This is a genomic window from Bradyrhizobium yuanmingense, from assembly GCF_025200905.1.
GTDB lineage: Bacteria > Pseudomonadota > Alphaproteobacteria > Rhizobiales > Xanthobacteraceae > Bradyrhizobium > Bradyrhizobium yuanmingense.
This window is the reverse complement of the sequence record NZ_CP104173.1, coordinates 3,975,496-3,994,518: the sequence shown is the minus strand read 5'-3', so window position 1 is coordinate 3,994,518 and position 19,023 is coordinate 3,975,496. Positions and strand designations below refer to the sequence as shown.

Annotated in this window: 18 protein-coding genes; 17 read left to right on the top strand and 1 reads right to left on the bottom strand. The window is 63.7% G+C overall.

The genetic code is table 11. The annotated features are described in order from the left end of the window. The first annotated feature begins 17 nt into the window (after nt 1–17). Nucleotides 18–1,124 (top strand): autotransporter domain-containing protein, encoded by a 1,107-nt coding sequence (locus tag N2605_RS18750; protein ID WP_141697649.1) that lies wholly within the window; start codon nt 18–20, stop codon nt 1,122–1,124. Nucleotides 1,125–1,290: 166 nt separating this feature from the next. Here the strand turns inward: N2605_RS18750 and N2605_RS18745 are convergent, their stop codons facing one another. Further along, complete coding sequence (locus N2605_RS18745; RefSeq protein ID WP_036010204.1) at nt 1,291–1,494, bottom strand: hypothetical protein; 204 nt, start codon at nt 1,492–1,494, stop codon at nt 1,291–1,293. A 379-nt stretch (nt 1,495–1,873) separates the two neighbouring features. On the opposite strand from N2605_RS18745, the gene N2605_RS18740 reads away from it, so the two are divergent. The 16 genes from N2605_RS18740 (at nt 1,874) to N2605_RS18665 (ending at nt 19,005) form a co-directional block, all read left to right on the top strand. Continuing rightward, on the top strand, nt 1,874–4,129 hold the full coding sequence (locus N2605_RS18740; protein ID WP_260347461.1) for a TonB-dependent siderophore receptor: 2,256 nt from the start codon (nt 1,874–1,876) through the stop codon (nt 4,127–4,129). Between the two features lie 677 nt (nt 4,130–4,806). Beyond that, nucleotides 4,807–5,172, top strand: a complete 366-nt coding sequence (locus N2605_RS18735) for an NADH-quinone oxidoreductase subunit A (RefSeq protein ID WP_008136158.1) — start codon at nt 4,807–4,809, stop codon at nt 5,170–5,172. Beyond that, the gene (locus N2605_RS18730) at nt 5,163–5,753 is read left to right on the top strand and encodes a NuoB/complex I 20 kDa subunit family protein (RefSeq protein ID WP_036025347.1); all 591 of its coding nucleotides are present in this window, start codon (nt 5,163–5,165) and stop codon (nt 5,751–5,753) included. Before N2605_RS18735 ends, N2605_RS18730 begins: the two co-directional genes overlap by 10 nt. Before the next feature lie 11 nt (nt 5,754–5,764). Then, nucleotides 5,765–6,379 carry an NADH-quinone oxidoreductase subunit C gene (locus N2605_RS18725; RefSeq protein WP_260342043.1) on the top strand — a complete coding sequence of 205 codons (615 nt, stop codon included), beginning with the start codon at nt 5,765–5,767 and terminating at the stop codon, nt 6,377–6,379. A gap of 2 nt (nt 6,380–6,381) precedes the next feature. Then, nucleotides 6,382–7,578 carry an NADH-quinone oxidoreductase subunit D gene (locus tag N2605_RS18720; protein WP_036010192.1) on the top strand — a complete coding sequence of 399 codons (1,197 nt, stop codon included), beginning with the start codon at nt 6,382–6,384 and terminating at the stop codon, nt 7,576–7,578. After that, nucleotides 7,578–8,555 carry an FkbM family methyltransferase gene (locus N2605_RS18715; RefSeq protein WP_036025345.1) on the top strand — a complete coding sequence of 326 codons (978 nt, stop codon included), beginning with the start codon at nt 7,578–7,580 and terminating at the stop codon, nt 8,553–8,555. The genes N2605_RS18720 and N2605_RS18715 overlap by 1 nt, the downstream gene beginning before the upstream one ends. Nucleotides 8,556–8,567: 12 nt before the next feature. Continuing rightward, the gene (nuoE, locus tag N2605_RS18710) at nt 8,568–9,179 is read left to right on the top strand and encodes an NADH-quinone oxidoreductase subunit NuoE (RefSeq protein WP_225125163.1); all 612 of its coding nucleotides are present in this window, start codon (nt 8,568–8,570) and stop codon (nt 9,177–9,179) included. After that, complete coding sequence (locus N2605_RS18705; RefSeq protein ID WP_225143282.1) at nt 9,179–9,379, top strand: hypothetical protein; 201 nt, start codon at nt 9,179–9,181, stop codon at nt 9,377–9,379. The genes nuoE and N2605_RS18705 overlap by 1 nt, the downstream gene beginning before the upstream one ends. 15 nt (nt 9,380–9,394) lie before the next feature. Beyond that, entirely contained in the window at nt 9,395–10,720 is a 1,326-nt protein-coding gene (gene nuoF / locus N2605_RS18700) for an NADH-quinone oxidoreductase subunit NuoF (RefSeq protein WP_260342042.1), read from the top strand. A gap of 5 nt (nt 10,721–10,725) precedes the next feature. After that, nucleotides 10,726–12,801 carry an NADH-quinone oxidoreductase subunit NuoG gene (nuoG, locus tag N2605_RS18695; protein ID WP_225143284.1) on the top strand — a complete coding sequence of 692 codons (2,076 nt, stop codon included), beginning with the start codon at nt 10,726–10,728 and terminating at the stop codon, nt 12,799–12,801. A gap of 10 nt (nt 12,802–12,811) precedes the next feature. Beyond that, the gene (gene nuoH / locus N2605_RS18690; protein ID WP_085969087.1) at nt 12,812–13,879 is read left to right on the top strand and encodes an NADH-quinone oxidoreductase subunit NuoH; all 1,068 of its coding nucleotides are present in this window, start codon (nt 12,812–12,814) and stop codon (nt 13,877–13,879) included. A gap of 8 nt (nt 13,880–13,887) precedes the next feature. Then, entirely contained in the window at nt 13,888–14,382 is a 495-nt protein-coding gene (gene nuoI, locus N2605_RS18685) for an NADH-quinone oxidoreductase subunit NuoI (RefSeq protein ID WP_157283556.1), read from the top strand. Between the two features lie 9 nt (nt 14,383–14,391). After that, on the top strand, nt 14,392–15,030 hold the full coding sequence (locus N2605_RS18680) for an NADH-quinone oxidoreductase subunit J (RefSeq protein ID WP_260342041.1): 639 nt from the start codon (nt 14,392–14,394) through the stop codon (nt 15,028–15,030). After that, nucleotides 15,027–15,335 carry an NADH-quinone oxidoreductase subunit NuoK gene (gene nuoK / locus N2605_RS18675; protein ID WP_036010170.1) on the top strand — a complete coding sequence of 103 codons (309 nt, stop codon included), beginning with the start codon at nt 15,027–15,029 and terminating at the stop codon, nt 15,333–15,335. Before N2605_RS18680 ends, nuoK begins: the two co-directional genes overlap by 4 nt. Before the next feature lie 61 nt (nt 15,336–15,396). Beyond that, nucleotides 15,397–17,496 carry an NADH-quinone oxidoreductase subunit L gene (gene nuoL / locus N2605_RS18670; RefSeq protein ID WP_260342040.1) on the top strand — a complete coding sequence of 700 codons (2,100 nt, stop codon included), beginning with the start codon at nt 15,397–15,399 and terminating at the stop codon, nt 17,494–17,496. Next, a complete protein-coding gene (locus N2605_RS18665; RefSeq protein ID WP_036010164.1) occupies nt 17,497–19,005 on the top strand; it encodes an NADH-quinone oxidoreductase subunit M in 1,509 nt (502 codons plus the stop codon). Nucleotides 19,006–19,023: the final 18 nt, after the last annotated feature.

Here is a 19,023-nt window from a genome sequence, read left to right as displayed (position 1 = left end):
GGGGCTGATCGAATACTATGAGGGCAGGAATTTTCCGCCGCGGCTTTGTCGTGGCCGTACCTTTTTTGCTTAGTCTGTTTGCGACGCGACCGGTCTCCGCACAGGAGGTCAATGTTCCGCAGCAAGTCATCAACAACACCGTTCAGAACATCATCCAGAACGTCCGCGACCAGATTCAGCATCGCAGGGTCGTTACTCCTCCTGGAATGCTGCGCTTCAGCGGCGAGGAGTCGGATTTCGACCGTCGTGATCCATTCGCCGCAAGGGGTGTCAGCAATCCGTTCGGTGCCCTGGCCTACGCCAAGGCTCCGGCACTTGCAGCGCCGCCCCCGGCGACCTGGCTTTACGGCGCGAACCTCGTCGGCAGTGGCGACAGTGCGCAATCGAGCGGGGTCCAGGTCAGCGTTGCGACGGTGACCGGCGCAGTCGATGTGACCAAGATCGGTATCTTCACTGCAACCGACGCGCTGACCTTCATCGGGACTGGCTCGCACTCGTGGGCGCACACCTTCACGAATGGCGGACTGACGACCGACGGTTCAATTCCATCGACTTCCGGCACCCTGTCGTATCTCAACGGCGGTTTCTCGACTGACTTCACCGCGCTCGCGAGCTGGACTCGCAGCACATCCAATCTTCCCCTTGCCGCGACCGCGGACGGCAGCGGCATCGCCTATACCTGGAACGGCCAATACCGGTTCGACTTCCCCTATACCGTGTGGTTCGAGCCGACGGTCGGCGTAACCTATTCGGAGGGCTATACCGCCAATTTCGGCAGCAAGACGGGCGATTCAACCGAATTTCACGGTGGCATGCGCGCCGGCTTCGAGACGGACTGGCTGGGCTTTAAGATCCAGCCGTCGATCTCGGGTCAGTACTACAGGATCGTCGACGCGAGCGGCGCCGGCGCCGTTGGAGGTGCGGTCCCCGTTGCGGCCGGCGTGATCGGTACCAATGGTCTTCGCGGTTCTGCAAAGGTCAACGTGCTCTGGACGCCGCAGCTGTCGTCCTACCTCGAAGTTCATGGCAGCAGCATCACCTTGCCGGACCCCCTGCTGCCTGGGGTTGGCGGATTCGGAACCTCGATCGCGGGTACTCAGGCCGGCCTTCGCTATACCTGGTAGAGTGATCTCGAAGACGGATGCCCGCCGTGCCCGGCGGGCATCTTCTTGCGCTCCTCTCGCGCCTGGCGGAGGCAACATCCCCCGCGGCGCCGTCGCATGGGTGAAACCGAACGAAAAGGCCGCCTGAAGGCGGCCGTTTGGTATCAAACCGGACCTTTTCGGTTGTTCAGCGAATCTCGGACGTGCCCGCGCTGGTCACCACCACCGGCTTGCCGGCCTTGATGACCTGGGTGGACTGGGCGGTCTGGCTGTAATCGGCATGGGTGCGGGCCGCAATCCCGAAGCCGGCCACGGCAATGCCGGCCACCAGCGCCACCACCACGATCTTCAGGTGGGTCGCACGATCAGCAGAATGAATTGAGTGGTTCATCTGAGCCTCCCGACGGGCTTTGCCGTCGTCTACGGGCTCATCTTCTAAGCGCCGTCTGTTTCCGGATGGTTTCGCGGGTTCCGCAAAATGGTTTCATCTCGCCCGGCCGGCAAGTTTCATTCGGACGGCCGCGCTGGGCTGGTCTGGGGCGCCGTTTGGCCGCCTGATCGTCTTTCGGTGATCGCCGCCGAAGCCCGCTGATGTTGCAGCAACATACGGAAATATTGGAGCATTTCTAAGAGTCCTTCTAAGAAGCATTCAATTAGGGAATTCCCGCGCCCTCACATAAGCGTCATCGCGAGCGCATGCCGTTCCGGGGACAGGCGGCATGACGCATCGAAACATGCAGCTTTGGGGTGGCGCGTTGAACAGTCTTGGAATGCTGCGGTCGGCCGTGTTGGCGACCGCATCCGCTTGGGTCTTGATGCCTCAGGCATCGCTTGCACAATCTTCCGCGCAGAGTGGCGCGCAGAACATTCCGCCGGTGACGGTCACGGCGCCGGAAGCGCGCCGCCGCACCGCGGCGACGCCTCAGCGCCGCGCGACGCGGATCTCGGCGCAGACCCCTGCCTCGAACAGGCCGCAGCCACGGCGCGACGTCGGCTTCGTCGAGACGCCGCGCGGGCCGGTGAATGGCTATGTCGCCGGCCGCAGCTCGTCGGGCACCAAGACCAACACGCCGATCATGGAGACGCCGCAGGCGGTGTCCGTCATCGGTGCCGAGCAGATCCGCGACCAGAAGCCGAACAAGCTCGACGAGGTTCTGCGCTACACCGCCGGCGTGCGGGCAGGGACTTTCGGTACGGACACGCGCAACGATTGGTGGCTGATCCGCGGCTTCAAGTCCGAGGACATTGGGCTGTTCCTCGACGGCATGCAGCTGTTCTACACGTCCTATGCGAGCTGGAAGCTGCAGACGCCCAACATGGAGCGTGTGGAGGTGCTGCGCGGTCCGTCGGCGGTGCTGTATGGCGGATCGAGCCCGAGCGGCATCGTCAACGTCATCAGCAAGATGCCGCCGGCCGAACCGATCCGTTACATCGAGACCGGCGTCAACAATTTCGGCAACGCCTATGTCAGCTTCGACATGGGCGGTCCGGTTGCGACCAGTCCTGATAACGGCAAGCTGTTCGCGCGCGTGGTCGGCCAGGTCCAGAACGGCGGCACGCAGGTCAACTTTATATCTGACAACAACTACTTCATCGCGCCGTCCGTCACGTGGAAGCCCGATGCCGACACGACTTTCACGGTGCTGGCATCGGCCTCGAAGCAGGATACCCGCGGCATCAACTTCCTGCCCTATCAGGGCACGGTGACCAGCGCGCCGTTCGGCAAGATCCCGACCAGCTTCTTCGTCGGCGATCCCAGTGTCGATAAGTTCACGCGCGAGCAGGAGATGCTCGGCTACCAGTTCGAGCGTCATCTCACCGACGATGTGACGTTCCGTCAGAACGCGCGCTTTGCGCATGTCGACATCACCTATCGCGGCTATGTCGGCAACGGCTGGGACAACATCAACACGGCGACGATGGGCCGCTATAACTGGTATGCGAAAAACACCGCGAATCAGGCCAATCTCGACAACCAGCTGGAGTATCGTTTCAACACCGGCGCCGTCAGGCACACGATGCTGTTCGGTGTCGATCTGCGGGGCTATCAAATCGACGATTACCAGGCCTTCGGGTTCGGTGTGCCCTCGATCAACGTCTTCAATCCGGCCTACGGAGGAGCTGAGGTTCCGCTACCCGGCTCGCCGTTCCGCAACTTCCTCATCACGCAGAAACAGGCTGGTACTTACGTTCAGGACCAGATGAAGCTCGGCAATTTCACGCTGGTGCTGAGCGGCCGCAATGACTGGGTCGAGACGACGCAGGAAGCCCGGGACACCCGCGCCACCGTCGCCAGCCGCGACGACAGCAGGTTCAGCGGCCGCGCCGGGTTGATCTACAATTTCGACAACGGCATCTCGCCTTACGTCTCCTATTCAACGAGCTACAATCCAATCATCGGCCTTAATGCGTCGAACCAGCTTTTCCTGCCGGAGACCGGTAAGCAGGCCGAAATCGGCGTGAAGGTTGCGCCGGTCGGATTCGACGGCTATTTCACCGTTTCGGCGTTCGACCTTGTCCGTCAGAATGTCCCGACAACGGTGCCGGGCAGCGTTCCGCTCCTGCAGAACCAGACTGGCGAGGTGACCTCGCGCGGCATCGAGCTCGAGGCGGTGGCCAATGCCACGAAGGAGCTGAAGTTCATCGGTGCCTTCACGGCCTATAATCTCTTTGTGAGCAAGGATCTCGATCCGACGCTCGTCGGCAAGACGCCGACCAACACGCCCGAACTCCTGGTGTCCGGCTGGGCCGACTACACCTTCAAGGACGGACCGCTCGCGGGCTTCGGCTTCGGCGGCGGCGTACGTTACATCGGCTCGTCCTGGGCCGATACCGCCAACACGCTCGAGGTTCCCGCGGTCGTGCTCGGCGATCTCGCGCTCCATTATGAATGGCAGAACTGGCGGACGGCGCTGAACGTGATCAACCTGACCGACAAGATCTATGTCGCAAGCTGCGCGTCGTCCACGTCCTGCTTCTACGGCGACCGTCGGCGCGTCACCGCCAGCGTCTCCTACAAATGGTGAGGACAGGCGAGGGCAGGGCCGGAAGGCTCTGGGACGAAGCGCAACCGATCGTGACGTTCGCTCGGCTCCACCTGGGCGTCCGCTGATCTGCGGTTACGATGAGCTCGCGGGCCATGCCCCCCGGCCCAAAGCTCATCCGGGCGCGGCGCAAGCGACCGGCAGGTCGCCGCCGCGCCCGCGACCGGCTTGGAGCCAATCGCGGGCACATTCGCCGGACGAGCCCTGGTCCTGTGATGACGCATGGCTCCTCCGATTACTCTGAGCTGTGGACAGGTCTTTCCTGCACCTGAGGCGGCCGCACCAGCATGGGTGTCCTGGCCGCGCCGATCGGCAAATCGGTCGCCGCGATAACGGGGGGAAGTTGCCCCTGCGGCGCTGCGCTGCCGCACCAAAAACCGGAGCATTCGGTCGATTAGCGCGCAGCGAATAGCTGGCTCGGCCCGAGCGCCGCAATCTCAGAACGGCTGACCTGCGAGACCGTGGCAGCCCTTGCTGGGTGGGGCGATCTGCTCCATACCAGCCGCGGGGTGATTCCGGGATTTTCACCGTGCTGGGGGCGGCAAAGGGCCTGAAAAGAGCGTGTCTTGCGCCCATTGGTGCACTGCGCTAAGGCTCAGAATAATTCCAAATCGGACGAATCCGTGGCTGTCCCGAGGCTGCGGGAAAAGGGCTCGCCAATGAGCGGCATTCTGCAGAACTATCTTCCACTCGTCGTCTTTATAGGGGTAGCGGGCCTGATCGGCCTCGTGCTGCTGATCGCGCCGTTCATCGTGGCGTTCCAGCAGCCGGATCCCGAAAAGCTGTCGGCCTACGAGTGCGGCTTCAACGCCTTCGACGACGCCCGCATGAAGTTCGACGTCCGCTTCTATCTCGTCGCCATCCTCTTCATCATCTTCGATCTCGAGGTGGCGTTTCTGTTTCCCTGGGCGGTGGCGTTCGGCAAGCTTGGCGCGACCGGCTTCTGGTCCATGGTGGTGTTCCTCGCCGTGCTGACGGTCGGGTTCGCCTATGAATGGAAGAAAGGGGCCCTCGAATGGGATTGAACCCGGCTACACAGTCCGCAGGTCCGGTGATCGCACCGGCCCCGAAGGGCATTCTGGATCCTTCGACCGGCAAGCCGGTCGGGGCCAATGATCCGTTCTTCCTCGAGGTCAATTCCGAGCTGTCCGACAAGGGCTTCTTCGTGGCCGCGACCGACGACCTCATCACCTGGGCGCGTACCGGCTCTTTGATGTGGATGACCTTCGGTCTCGCCTGCTGCGCGGTCGAGATGATGCAGGTCTCGATGCCGCGCTACGACGTCGAGCGCTTCGGCTTCGCCCCGCGTGCCTCGCCGCGTCAGTCCGACGTGATGATCGTGGCGGGAACGCTGACCAACAAGATGGCGCCGGCGCTGCGCAAGGTCTACGACCAGATGCCCGAGCCGCGCTACGTCATCTCGATGGGCTCCTGCGCCAATGGCGGCGGCTATTATCACTATTCCTACTCGGTCGTGCGCGGCTGCGACCGCATCGTGCCGATCGACATCTACGTGCCGGGCTGCCCGCCCACGGCGGAGGCGCTGCTCTACGGCGTGCTGCTGCTGCAAAAGAAGATCCGGCGCACCGGCACCATCGAACGCTAAGGTTTTACGTCATGGACGACGCCAAGCTCGACGCCCTGGGGCAGACGATCGTTAGCGCGCTTGCGGGCGCCGCGACCGGTCACTCGGTGGCCTTCAACCAGCTCACCGTGGACGTCGAGGCCGCCAGGATCGTCGAGGTGGTCAAGTACCTCCGCGATGACCCGAACTGCCGGTTCGTCAACATCACCGACATCACGGCGGTGGACTATCCGGATCGCGAGAAGCGCTTCGACGTGATCTATCACTTCCTGTCGCCGACCTTGAACGCGCGCATCCGGCTCAAGGCGCAAGCCGACGAGACCACGCAGGTGCCCTCGCTAATCGACGTCTTCCCGGGCGCGGACTGGTTCGAGCGCGAAGCCTACGACCTCTACGGCGTGTTCTTCGTCGGCCATCCCGACATGCGCCGCATCCTCACGGACTACGGCTTCGAGGGCCATCCGCTGCGCAAGGATTTCCCGCTCACCGGATTCGTCGAGGTCCGCTACGACGATCAGGAGAAGCGGGTGGTGTACGAGCCGGTCCGCCTCAACCAGGAATTCCGCAAGTTCGACTTTTTATCCCCTTGGGAAGGTGCCGACTATCCGGTGCTTCCGGGCGATGAAAAAGCGGGGCCGAAGGTCTGATCATGAACGAGCAACCGCAGAATCTCCGTAACTTCACGATCAATTTCGGACCGCAGCACCCGGCGGCGCACGGCGTTTTGCGCCTCGTGCTCGAACTCGACGGCGAAGTGGTAGAGCGCGTCGATCCGCATATCGGTCTCTTGCATCGCGGCACCGAGAAGCTGATCGAGCAGAAGACCTATCTCCAGGCGATCCCTTATTTCGACCGGCTCGACTACGTGGCGCCGATGAACCAGGAGCACGCCTTCTGCCTCGCCGCCGAGAAGCTGCTCGGCATCGAGGTGCCGCGCCGCGGCCAGCTGATCCGCGTGCTCTATTGCGAGATCGGCCGCATCCTCTCGCATCTGCTCAACGTCACCACGCAGGCGATGGACGTCGGCGCGCTGACCCCGCCGCTGTGGGGCTTCGAAGAGCGCGAGAAGCTGATGGTGTTCTACGAGCGCGCCTCGGGCAGCCGCATGCATGCGGCCTATTTCCGTATCGGCGGCGTGCACCAGGACCTGCCGCAGAAGCTGGTCGACGACATCGAGGCCTGGTGCGATCCGTTCCTCAAGGTTGTGGACGATCTCGACCGTCTGCTCACCGCCAATCGCATCTTCAAGCAGCGCAACGTCGACATCGGCGTGGTGCCGCTCAAGGAAGCCTGGGAATGGGGTTTCTCGGGTGTGATGGTGCGCGGCTCGGGCGCGGCCTGGGACTTGCGCAAGTCGCAGCCCTATGAGTGCTACGCCGAGATGGATTTCGACATTCCGATCGGCAAGAACGGCGACTGCTACGACCGCTACCTGATCCGCATGGAAGAGATGCGCCAGTCCGTGCGCATCATGAAACAGTGCATCCAGAAGCTGAACGCGCCTGACGGCAAGGGCCCGGTCGTCGTCGAAGACAACAAGGTCGCGCCGCCGCGCCGTGGCGAGATGAAGCGCTCGATGGAAGCGCTGATCCACCACTTCAAGCTCTACACCGAAGGCGTTCACGTGCCGGCCGGCGAGGTTTACGCTGCGGTCGAGGCGCCCAAGGGCGAGTTCGGCGTCTATCTCGTCGCCGACGGCACCAACAAGCCCTACAAGTGCAAGATCCGCGCGCCGGGCTTTGCGCATCTGCAGGCCATGGACCACATCTGCCGCGGCCATCTGCTGGCCGACGTGTCGGCGATCCTAGGATCGCTCGACATCGTGTTCGGAGAGGTCGATCGGTGATGGCGCAGGCGCCAATCCAGTTTGACCGTGCCTCGGGGGCCCTTGAAGGGGCCAACCTGTGGGAGCGGACGGCTGCCTTGGCGCTGGTGACGGGATCGAAGATCTCTTCGCACTTCTCGCATATGGGCTACATCGCCTGCGCGAATTTGCTGCGCAAGACGCTGCCCGAGCGCAACATCGCGATCAGGCTCAATCCCGACGCGGTGTTCGAATTCCCTTACGGCGACGGCTATTGGAGCAAGCTGCTCAACCGCTCCTACATTTACGAGGACGAGCTCGAGCTCTTGTTCGCCGATTCCATCGACGTCGACTACACGCTGCTCGATTGCGGCGCCAATTACGGTTATTGGTCGGTGCTGGTCTCGAGCAAGCCGTTCGGCGCGCACAAGGCGATCGCGATCGAGCCGTCGGGCCAGAACTATTCGAAGCTCGCCAACAATGCCCGCATCAACGCTGGCCGCTTCGAGACCATGAAATGCGCCATCGGCGCGGCGCGCGGCACCGCGCGTCTGTCGGGCACCAAGCACGAGGCCTTCAGCATCGCCGGCGATCAGTCGGCGGGCGGCGAGGAGGTGCCGGTGATCGCGCTCGACAATTTGATCGAGGACGGCAAGGTCGCGGCCACCGGCAAGTACCTGATCAAGCTCGACGTCGAGGGCGTCGAGATCGAGGCGATCAAGGGCGGGGCACGGCTGCTTCAGGCCGACAGCGTCATCATGTGCGAGGAGCACGGCAGCGACCGCTCGCACGCCGTGTCGCGCTTCATCCTCGAACAGACCCCGCTGAAGCTGATCGTGTTCGATCCGCGCAGCAACCGCATGGAGACCGTGACCGAGCTGTCGATCCTCGACCGCATCAAGGTCTCGACCCACGTCGGCTACAACGTTTTCGGCACCGCAAGCGCATTCTGGCAGGACAGGATCGAGGCCATGAACGCCAAGAACCTGGATACCAAGACCGCGCGCCGCATGCAGTGAGAGATTGAAGAGATGTCTGTTCGCCGATTAGCACCGAAGGAAGTCCAACCCGCGAGCTTTGCGTTCACGGAGGAGAACCTCGCATTCGCCCGGCAGCAGATCGCGAAATATCCCGAAGGCCGTCAGGCCTCCGCCGTCATCGCCATCCTCTGGCGCGCGCAGGAGCAGAACGAGGGCTGGGTGTCGGAGGCCGCGATCCGCGTCATCGCCGACATGCTCGACATGCCCTATATCCGCGTGCTGGAGGTCGCGACCTTCTACACCATGTTCCAGCTCGCCCCCGTCGGCAAGAAGGCTCACGTCCAGGTCTGCGGCACCACCCCGTGCCGGCTGCGCGGCGCCGAGGATCTGATCCACGTCTGCGAGCACCGCATCCATCACGAGCCCTTCCATCTCTCCAAGGACGGCAATTTCAGCTGGGAGGAGGTGGAGTGCCTGGGCGCCTGCGTGAACGCGCCGATGGTGCTGATCGGCAAGGACACCTATGAGGACCTGACCAAGGAAAGCTTCGGCAAGGTGCTCGATGGCTTCGCTTCGGGCAATCCGCCCAAGCCCGGTCCGCAGAACGGCCGCCAATTCTCGGCGCCGATCACCGGACCGACCACGCTCAAGGAGATCACCTGATGCGTGATCTCGCCATAACCGGAGGGACCGCGGCCGTGAAGAAATGGGGCTTCGTCGCCATGCACGCCGCGATCGCGGCTGCCTTCATGTTCCTGCTGCAGCGTTACTTCATGAACGCCTCGCAGGAGACCAGTCTGCTCTGGGCGCTGTTCTTCGCCGTCTGCGCCGCCGGACTTGCCTACAAGCAGTCCATTCGTTGATCGGAAAGCACTGATATGCTCGAGGACAAGGACCGCATCTTCAAGAACCTCTACGGCCTCCATGATTGGGGGCTGGATGGTGCGCGGCGTCGTGGCGCCTGGGACGGCACCAAGAACATCATCGACAAGGGCCGCGACTGGATCATCAACGAGATGAAGGCCTCAGGGCTCCGCGGCCGCGGCGGCGCAGGCTTCCCGACCGGTCTCAAATGGTCCTTCATGCCGAAGGAGTCCACCGACGGCCGTCCCAGCTATCTCGTCGTCAACGCCGACGAATCCGAGCCCGGCACCTGCAAGGACCGCGAGATCATGCGGCATGATCCGCATCTGTTGGTCGAGGGCTGCCTGATCGCGAGCTTCGCGATGAACGCGCATGCCTGCTACATCTATGTCCGCGGCGAGTTCATCCGCGAGCGCGAGCGCCTTCAGGCCGCGATCGACCAGGCCTATGAAGCCAAGCTGATCGGCAAGGACAATCTCAACGGCTGGCCGTTCGACCTCTACGTCGCCCACGGGGCCGGCGCCTATATCTGCGGCGAGGAGACCGCGCTGCTCGAAAGCCTCGAGGGCAAGAAGGGTCAGCCGCGGCTGAAGCCGCCGTTCCCGGCGAATGTCGGTCTGTTCGGCTGCCCGACCACCGTCAACAACGTCGAATCCATCGCCGTTGCGCCCGATATCCTGCGCCGCGGCGCGGCGTGGTTCGCCGGCATCGGCCGCCCGAACAATGTCGGCACCAAGCTGTTCTGCATCTCCGGCCATGTCGAGCGGCCCTGCAACGTCGAAGAAGCCATGGGCATCCCGTTCCGTGAGCTGATCGAGAAGCATTGCGGCGGTATTCGCGGCGGCTGGGACAACCTCAAGGCCGTGATCCCCGGCGGCTCGTCGGTGCGCATGGTGCCGGCCGAGCAGATCATCGACACGCCGATGGATTTCGATAGCCTGAGCAAGCTGCGCTCGGGCCTCGGCACCGCCGCCGTGATCGTAATGGACAAGTCGACCGACCTGATCCGTGCGATCGCCCGCATCTCCTATTTCTACAAGCACGAGAGCTGCGGCCAGTGCACGCCGTGCCGCGAGGGCACGGGCTGGATGTGGCGCGTCCTGACCCGCATGGCCGAAGGCCGTGCCCACAAGCGCGAGATCGACATGCTGCTCGAGGTCACCAAGCAGGTCGAAGGCCACACCATCTGCGCGCTCGGCGACGCCGCGGCCTGGCCGATCCAGGGCCTGATCACGCACTTCCGCCACGAGATCGAAGCGCGCATCGACCAATATTCGCACAAGGCCGATGTCGATGACATCGGGGTCCGCGATCCCGTGAACATGGTCGCGGCGGAGTAAGAGACATGACCAAGCTCATCATCGACGGCAAAGAGATCGATGTCCCCGCCGAGTACACGCTGCTTCAGGCGTGCGAGGCGGCTGGCGCCGAGATTCCGCGCTTCTGCTATCACGAGCGGCTGTCGATCGCCGGCAATTGCCGGATGTGTCTCGTCGAGGTGAAGGGCGGCCCGAAGCCGGTCGCGAGCTGCGCCTGGGGCGTGCGCGACTGCCGTCCGGGCCCCAAGGGCGAGCCGCCCGAGATTTCGACGCGTTCGCCGATGGTGAAGAAGGCACGCGAAGGCGTGATGGAATTCCTTCTGATCAACCATCCGCTGGATTGCCCGATCTGTGACCAGGGCGGCGAGTGCGACCTGCAGGACCAGGCGATGGGCTACGGTGTCGACACCAGCCGTTTCGCCGAGAACAAGCGCGCGGTCGAGGACAAATATCTCGGCGCGCTGGTCAAGACCTCGATGAACCGCTGCATCCAGTGCACGCGCTGCGTCCGCTTTTCGGCGGAAGTCGCCGGCGCGCCCGAGATGGGCGCCACCGGCCGCGGCGAGGACATGGAGATCACGACCTATCTGGAGCACGCGCTGACGTCCGAATTGCAGGGCAACCTCGTCGACATCTGCCCGGTCGGCGCGTTGACCTCGAAACCCTATGCCTTCGCGGCGCGCCCGTGGGAGCTCGGCAAGACCCAGTCGATCGACGTCATGGACGGCGTCGGCTCTGCGATCCGCGTCGACACCCGCGGCCGCGAGGTGATGCGGATCCTGCCGCGCATCAACGAGGCCGTGAACGAGGAGTGGATCTCCGACAAGACCCGGCACGTGGTCGACGGCCTGCGCACTCAGCGTCTCGACCGGCCCTATATCCGCGAAGCCGGCAAGCTGCGCGCAGCGAGCTGGACCGAGGCCTTCGCCGCGATCGCCGCCAAGGCGGCGCGCACCGACGGCAAGCGCATCGGCGCGATCGCAGGCGATCTCGCCGGCGTCGAGGAGATGTTCGCGCTGAAGGACCTGCTCGGCAAATACGGCTCGGGCAATCTGGCGGTGCAGGGCGGCGACGCCTTCGATCCGGCGCTCGGCCGCGGCTCCTACATCTTCAATCCGACGCTCGCCGGCGTCGAGCAGGCGGACGCGCTGCTCATCATCGGCGCGAACCCGCGGAAAGAGGCGGCCGTGTTCAACGCCCGCATCCGCAAGCGCTGGCGTGCCGGCGGCTTCAAGGTCGGCGTGATCGGTGCCAAGGCCGACCTGACCTATGATTACGACCATCTCGGTGCCGGTACCGAGACGCTGGCCGAGCTCGCGGCCGGCAAGCATTCCTTCATGGACGTGCTGAAGAACGCTGAGAAACCGATCATCCTGGTCGGTGCGGGCGCGGCCGCCCGTCACGACGGCGCCGCCATTCTCGCCGCCAGCGCCAAGCTCGCGCTCGATGTCGGCGCAGTCAAGGACGGCTGGAACGGTTTTGGCGTGCTGCACGAGACCGCCTCGCGCGTCGGCGCGCTCGACATCGGCTTTGCCGCAACCAGCGGCGGCCTCAATGCTGCGCAGATGACGACCTTCGGCACGCTCGACTTGCTGTTCCTGCTCGGCGCCGACGAGATCAAGGCGCCTGACGGCACCTTCGTCGTCTATATCGGCACCCATGGTGATCGTGGCGCACACCGCGCCGACGTCATCCTGCCGGCGGCTGCCTACACCGAGAAGTCCGCGATCTACGTCAACACCGAAGGCCGCGTGCAGATGACGGGCCGCGCCGCGTTCCCGCCGGGCGAGGCCCGCGAGGACTGGGCGATCATCCGCGCGCTGTCGGAAGCGCTCGGCAAGAAGCTCGGCTACGACTCGCTTGCGCAGCTGCGCCAGGCGATGTTCAAGGCCGTGCCGCATTTCATCCGTCTCGACCAGATCGAGGCCGGCTCGGCCGACCAGATCAAGAAGCTGGCGGGCAAGGGCGGCTCGCCCGAGAAGGCGCCGTTCAAGCCTCTGGTCGAGGACTTCTATTTGACCAACCCAATCGCGCGTGCGTCCGCCGTGATGGCGGAGTGCTCGCGCCTCGCCTCCGGGCAGATGCTGACCGCAGCGGAGTGAGCGTGATCTGATGGAATTCTTCGAAAGCGCATTCTGGACCGGGTTCCTCTGGCCGCTGATCATCATGGTCGCGCAGAGTGTCCTCGTGCTCGTCGTCCTGCTGGTCGCGATCGCCTACATCCTGCTCGCCGACCGCAAGATCTGGGCGGCGGTGCAGATCCGCCGCGGCCCGAACGTCGTCGGCCCGTGGGGCCTGCTGCAATCCTTCGCCGACCTGTTGAAGTTCGTGCTGAAGGAGCCGATCATCCCGGCCGGCGCCAACAAGGGCGTGTTTCTTCTTGCTCCCTTGGTCTCATGCGTGCTCGCGCTCGCGGCCTGGGCGGTGATCCCGACCAATCTCGGCTGGGTGATCGCCGACATCAATGTCGGCGTCCTCTTCATCTTCGCGATCTCGTCGCTGTCGATCTACGGCATCATCATGGCCGGCTGGTCGTCGAACTCGAAGTATCCGTTCCTCGCCGCGCTGCGCTCGGCCGCGCAGATGGTGTCCTACGAAGTCTCGATCGGCTTCGTCATCATCACCGTGCTGCTCTGCGCCGGCACGCTGAACCTGACGGCGGTGGTCGAGGCCCAGCACGCGCGCGGTCTCGCCAGCCTGATCGGGCTGCCGCAGCTGACGATCCTGAATTGGTACGTCTGGCCGTTGTTCCCGATGTTCGTGGTGTTCTACGTCTCGGCGCTGGCGGAAACCAACCGTCCGCCCTTCGACCTCGTCGAAGCCGAATCCGAGCTCGTCGCCGGCTTCATGGTCGAGTACGGCTCGACGCCGTACCTCTTGTTCATGCTCGGCGAGTATGTCGCAATCGTCACGATGTGCGCGCTGGCGACGATCCTGTTCCTCGGAGGCTGGCTGCCGCCGGTGGACCTGCCGCCCTTCAACTGGGTACCGGGGATCATCTGGTTCTCGCTGAAACTGTTCTTCATGTTCTTCCTGTTCGCGATGGCGAAGGCGATCGTGCCGCGCTACCGCTACGATCAATTGATGCGCCTCGGCTGGAAGGTGTTCCTGCCGCTGTCGCTGGCGATGGTGATCGTGGTGGCCGGCGTGCTGCATTTCGCCGGCATCGCGCCGAAGTGAGGGCCGTCATGGGTATCAACGTCAACGCCACTGCACGCTCGCTTCTGCTGTCGGAATTCGTCTCGGCGTTCTTCCTCGCCATGCGTTATTTCTTCCAGCCGAAGCCGACGCTGAACTATCCGTTCGAGAAGGGCCCGATCTCGCCCCGCTTCCGCGGCGAGCACGCGCTGCGCCGCTATCCGAACGGCGAAGAGCGCTGCATCGCCTGCAAGCTGTGCGAGGCGGTCTGCCCGGCGCAGGCCATCACCATCGAGGCCGGCCCGCGCCGCAACGACGGCACCCGCCGCACCGTGCGCTACGACATCGACATGGTGAAGTGCATCTATTGCGGCCTCTGCCAGGAGGCCTGTCCGGTCGATGCCATCGTCGAGGGCCCGAACTTCGAGTTCGCGACCGAGACCCGCGAGGAGCTCTATTATGACAAGGCCAAGCTGCTCGCCAACGGCGACCGCTGGGAACGCGAGATCGCCAAGGCGATCGAGCTCGACGCGCCGTACCGGTGAGGTGAGGGCATGATCCTTCCCGCACTGTTCTTTTATCTCTTCGCCGGCGTCTGCGTCGCCTCGGCCGTGATGGTGATTGTCTCGCGCAATCCCGTGCACTCCGTGCTGTACCTGATCCTGGCCTTCGTCAACGCCTCCGGCCTGCTCGTGCTGATGGGCGCCGAATTCCTCGGCATGATGCTGATCGTCGTCTATGTCGGCGCGGTCGCGGTGCTGTTCCTGTTCGTGATCATGATGCTCGACGTCGACTTCCTCGAGCTGCGCGAGGGTTTCATCGAGTACCTGCCGGTCGGCCTCGTGATCGGCGGCATCTTCATGTTCGAGTTGCTGCTCACCGTCGGCTTCTGGGTCATCAACCCCGGCGTCTCCAAGACGATCACGGCGGCGATCCCGGCCAACGTCAGCAACACCGAGGCGCTCGGTCTCGTGCTCTATACGAAGTACATCCACTACTTCCAGCTCTCGGGCATGGTGCTCCTGGTCGCCATGATCGGCGCCATCGTGCTGACGCTGCGCCACAAGGAGAAGGTCAAGCGGCAGGACATCAACGTTCAGAACGCGCGCACGCCCGACATCGCGATGGCGGTGCGCAAGGTGGCGCCGGGGCAGGGGCTCTCGGACGCGGACGCGGCGGAGTGGGTGAAATGACGATCGGGCTCGGACACTATCTGGCGGTCGGCGCGATCCTGTTCACGCTCGGCATCCTCGGCATCTTCCTGAACCGCAAGAACATCATCGTCATCCTGATGTCGATCGAGCTGATCCTGCTCTCGGTCAACATCAACCTCGTGGCGTTCTCGAGCTTCCTCGGCGACATCGTCGGCCAGGTCTTCGCGCTGCTGGTGCTGACGGTCGCGGCTGCCGAAGCTGCGATCGGTCTCGCCATCCTGGTGGTCTATTTCCGCAACCGCGGCTCGATCGCGGTTGAGGACGTCAATCTGATGAAGGGCTGAGCGCATGATCCGGAAAAGTGGGTACCGGTTTTCCGACCAGATCATGCGGAAAGAGTAAGTCATGGTTCAGGCAATTGTCTTTCTGCCTCTGCTGGGCGCCATTCTGGCTGGCCTGATCGCGCTGTTCGGCGCGCATGCCCGCAACCCCTCGGGCGACGAGCTCGATCATCACGGCGGCCACGGCCATGGCGCGCATGCCCATGCGTCCGACAAGATCAACGAGGATGCCTCCGTCATCCACGAGAGCCATCACGACGACGCTCACGATGATCACGGCCATGGCCCGACCGAGCCGCCGGCGGCGGGCTCGCGCGCGGCCGAGCTGATCACCACCGGGCTGCTGTTCGTCTCGGCGGCCTTGTCCTGGATGACGCTGGTCGACGTCGGCTTCATGCATCACGACTACAGGATCCAGCTGCTGCCCTGGATCTTCTCCGGCGATCTCCAGGTCTGGTGGACGCTGCGCGTCGATACGCTCACCGCCGTAATGCTGGTGGTGGTGACGACCGTGTCCTCGCTCGTGCACCTCTATTCCATCGGCTACATGGACGAGGACCCGAACCGGCCGCGCTTCTTCGGGTATCTCTCGCTGTTCACCTTCGCCATGCTGATGCTGGTGACGGCCGACAATTTGGTGCAGCTGTTCTTCGGCTGGGAAGGCGTGGGTCTCGCCAGCTATCTGCTGATCGGCTTCTGGTACCAGAAGCCCTCGGCCAACGCTGCCGCCATCAAGGCCTTCGTGGTCAACCGCGTCGGCGACTTCGGCTTCGCGCTCGGTATCTTCGCGGTCTTCATGCTGGTCGGCTCGACCGATTTCGAGACCATCTTCCACGCCGCGCCCGGCCTCACCGGCAAGACCATCAACTTCCTCGGTTGGCACGCCGACGCGCTGACTCTGACCTGTCTGCTGCTGTTCATGGGTGCGATGGGCAAGTCCGCCCAGTTCCTGCTGCACACCTGGTTGCCGGACGCGATGGAAGGCCCGACCCCGGTGTCGGCGCTGATCCATGCCGCGACCATGGTCACCGCCGGCGTCTTCATGGTGGCGCGCCTGTCGCCGCTGTTCGAACTCGCTCCGAATGCCCAGGCCGTCGTGATGTTCTTCGGCGCGACCACGGCGTTCTTCGCCGCGACCATCGGCCTCGTCCAGAACGACATCAAGCGCATCGTCGCCTACTCGACCTGTTCGCAGCTCGGCTACATGTTCGTGGCGATGGGAGCAGGGGCCTATTCGGTCGGCATGTTCCACCTGTTCACCCACGCCTTCTTCAAGGCGCTGCTGTTCCTGGGCTCCGGCTCGGTGATCTACGCGATGCACCACGAGCAGGACATCCGCAACATGGGCGGCCTCTGGAAGAAGATTCCCTACACCTATGCGGTGATGGTGGTCGGCACGCTGGCGCTGACCGGCTTCCCGCTCACCGCCGGCTACTTCTCCAAGGACGCGATCATCGAGTCCGCCTACGCCTCGCACAATCCGTTCGCGATGTACGGCTTCCTGATGACGATCGTCGCCGCCGGCCTGACCTCGTTCTACTCCTGGCGCCTGATCTTCAAGACCTTCCACGGCGAGCCGCATGACGAGCATCATTACGAGGCCGCGCATGAGGCTCCGCTCTGGATCCTGATCCCGATCGGCGTGCTCGCGGTCGGCTCGTTCGTCGCGGGCCTGCCGTTCAAGGAGCTGTTCGCCGGCCACGGGGTCGAGGAGTTCTTCCGCGAGTCCGTGAAGATGAACCCGCACATCATCGAGGAGATGCACCACATCCCTCAGACCATCGCCTTGCTGCCGACGGTGATGATGGTGCTGGGCTTCCTCGTCTCGTACCTGTTCTACATCCGCCGGCCCTACCTGCCGGTCGAGCTCGCGAACACGCAGCCGATGCTGTACCAGTTCCTGCTCAACAAATGGTACTTCGACGAGCTCTACGACATCATCTTCGTCCGACCGGCGAAGTGGATCGGCTACCAGCTCTGGAAGAAGGGCGACGGCTTCATCATCGACGGCTTCGGCCCCGACGGCGTCTCGGCCCGCGTGCTGGACGTCACCCGAAACGTCGTCAAGATCCAGACCGGCTATCTCTATCACTATGCATTCGCCATGCTGATCGGCGCCGCCGGCCTGATCACCTGGTTCATGTTCGGCTTTGGAGGCCAGTAAATGACAACCTGGCCCATTCTTTCGGTCACGACGTTCCTGCCGCTGGTCGGCGCGCTGATCGTCTATCTGAGCCGCGGTGACGACGAGGCGGCGCGGCGCAATTCGCGCTGGATCGCGCTCTGGACCACGCTGATCACCTTCGCGGTGTCGGTGATCCTGGTCATGCGCTTCGACCCCAGCAACCCCGACTTCCAATTCGTCGAGAAGGCGAACTGGCTCGCCACCGGCATCACCTACCACATGGGCGTCGACGGCATCTCGCTGCCGCTCGTGATCCTCACCACCGCCGTGATGCCGTTCTGCATCATCGCGAGCTGGAAGGCGATCACCAACCGCGTCCGCGAATATATGATGGCGTTTCTGATCCTGGAAACGCTGATGATCGGCACCTTCTCGGCGCTCGATCTCGTGCTGTTCTATTTGTTCTTCGAGGGCGGCCTGATCCCGATGTTCCTGATCATCGGCGTCTGGGGCGGTCCGCGCCGGGTCTATGCCTCGTTCAAGTTCTTCCTCTACACGCTGCTCGGCTCGGTCCTGATGCTGCTTGCCATCATGGCGCTGTACTGGAACGGCGGCACCACCGACATCCCGACCCTGATGCACACCGCCGTGCCGCGGTCGTTGCAGACCTGGGCGTGGCTCGCCTTCTTCGCCTCCTTTGCGGTGAAGATGCCGATGTGGCCGGTGCACACCTGGCTTCCGGACGCGCACGTCGAAGCGCCGACTGCGGGCTCCGTGGTCCTCGCCGCGATCCTGCTGAAGATGGGCGGCTACGGCTTCCTGCGCTTCTCGCTGCCGATGTTCCCGCTGGCCTCGCACGACTTCGCGCCGCTGGTGTTCACGCTCTCGGCCATCGCTATCATCTACACCTCGCTGGTCGCCCTGATGCAGGAGGACATGAAGAAGCTGATCGCGTACTCCTCGGTCGCGCATATGGGCTTCGTCACCATGGGCATCTTCGCCGGCACCATGCAGGGCGTCGCCGGCGGCGTGTTCCAGATGATCTCGCACGGCATCGTCTCCGGCGCGCTGTTCCTCTGCGTCGGCGTCGTCTACGACCGCCTGCACACCCGCGAGATCGCGGCCTATGGCGGTCTCGTCAACCGGATGCCGCTCTATGCGATGACCTTCATGGTGTTCACCATGGCCAATGTCGGTCTGCCCGGCACGAGCGGCTTCGTCGGCGAGTTTATGACGCTGCTCGGCACCTTCAAGGTCTCGATCCCGACCGCGTTCTTCGCCAGCTTCGGCGTGATCCTCTCGGCGGCCTACGCACTATGGCTCTATCGCAAGGTCGTGTTCGGAGCGCTGGTCAAGCCGCAGCTGGCGAGCATGAAGGATCTCACCTTGCGGGAGTGCGTCATTCTATTCCCGATGATCGCGCTGACGATCCTGTTCGGCGTCTATCCGAAGCCGGTGCTCGACATGTCGGCCGCCTCGGTCCAGCAACTCGTCAACAATTACAATACCGCCGTGACGGCCGTGAAGGCCGCCGCACTGCTCCAGTGATCGGGCAGGTCAGGATAT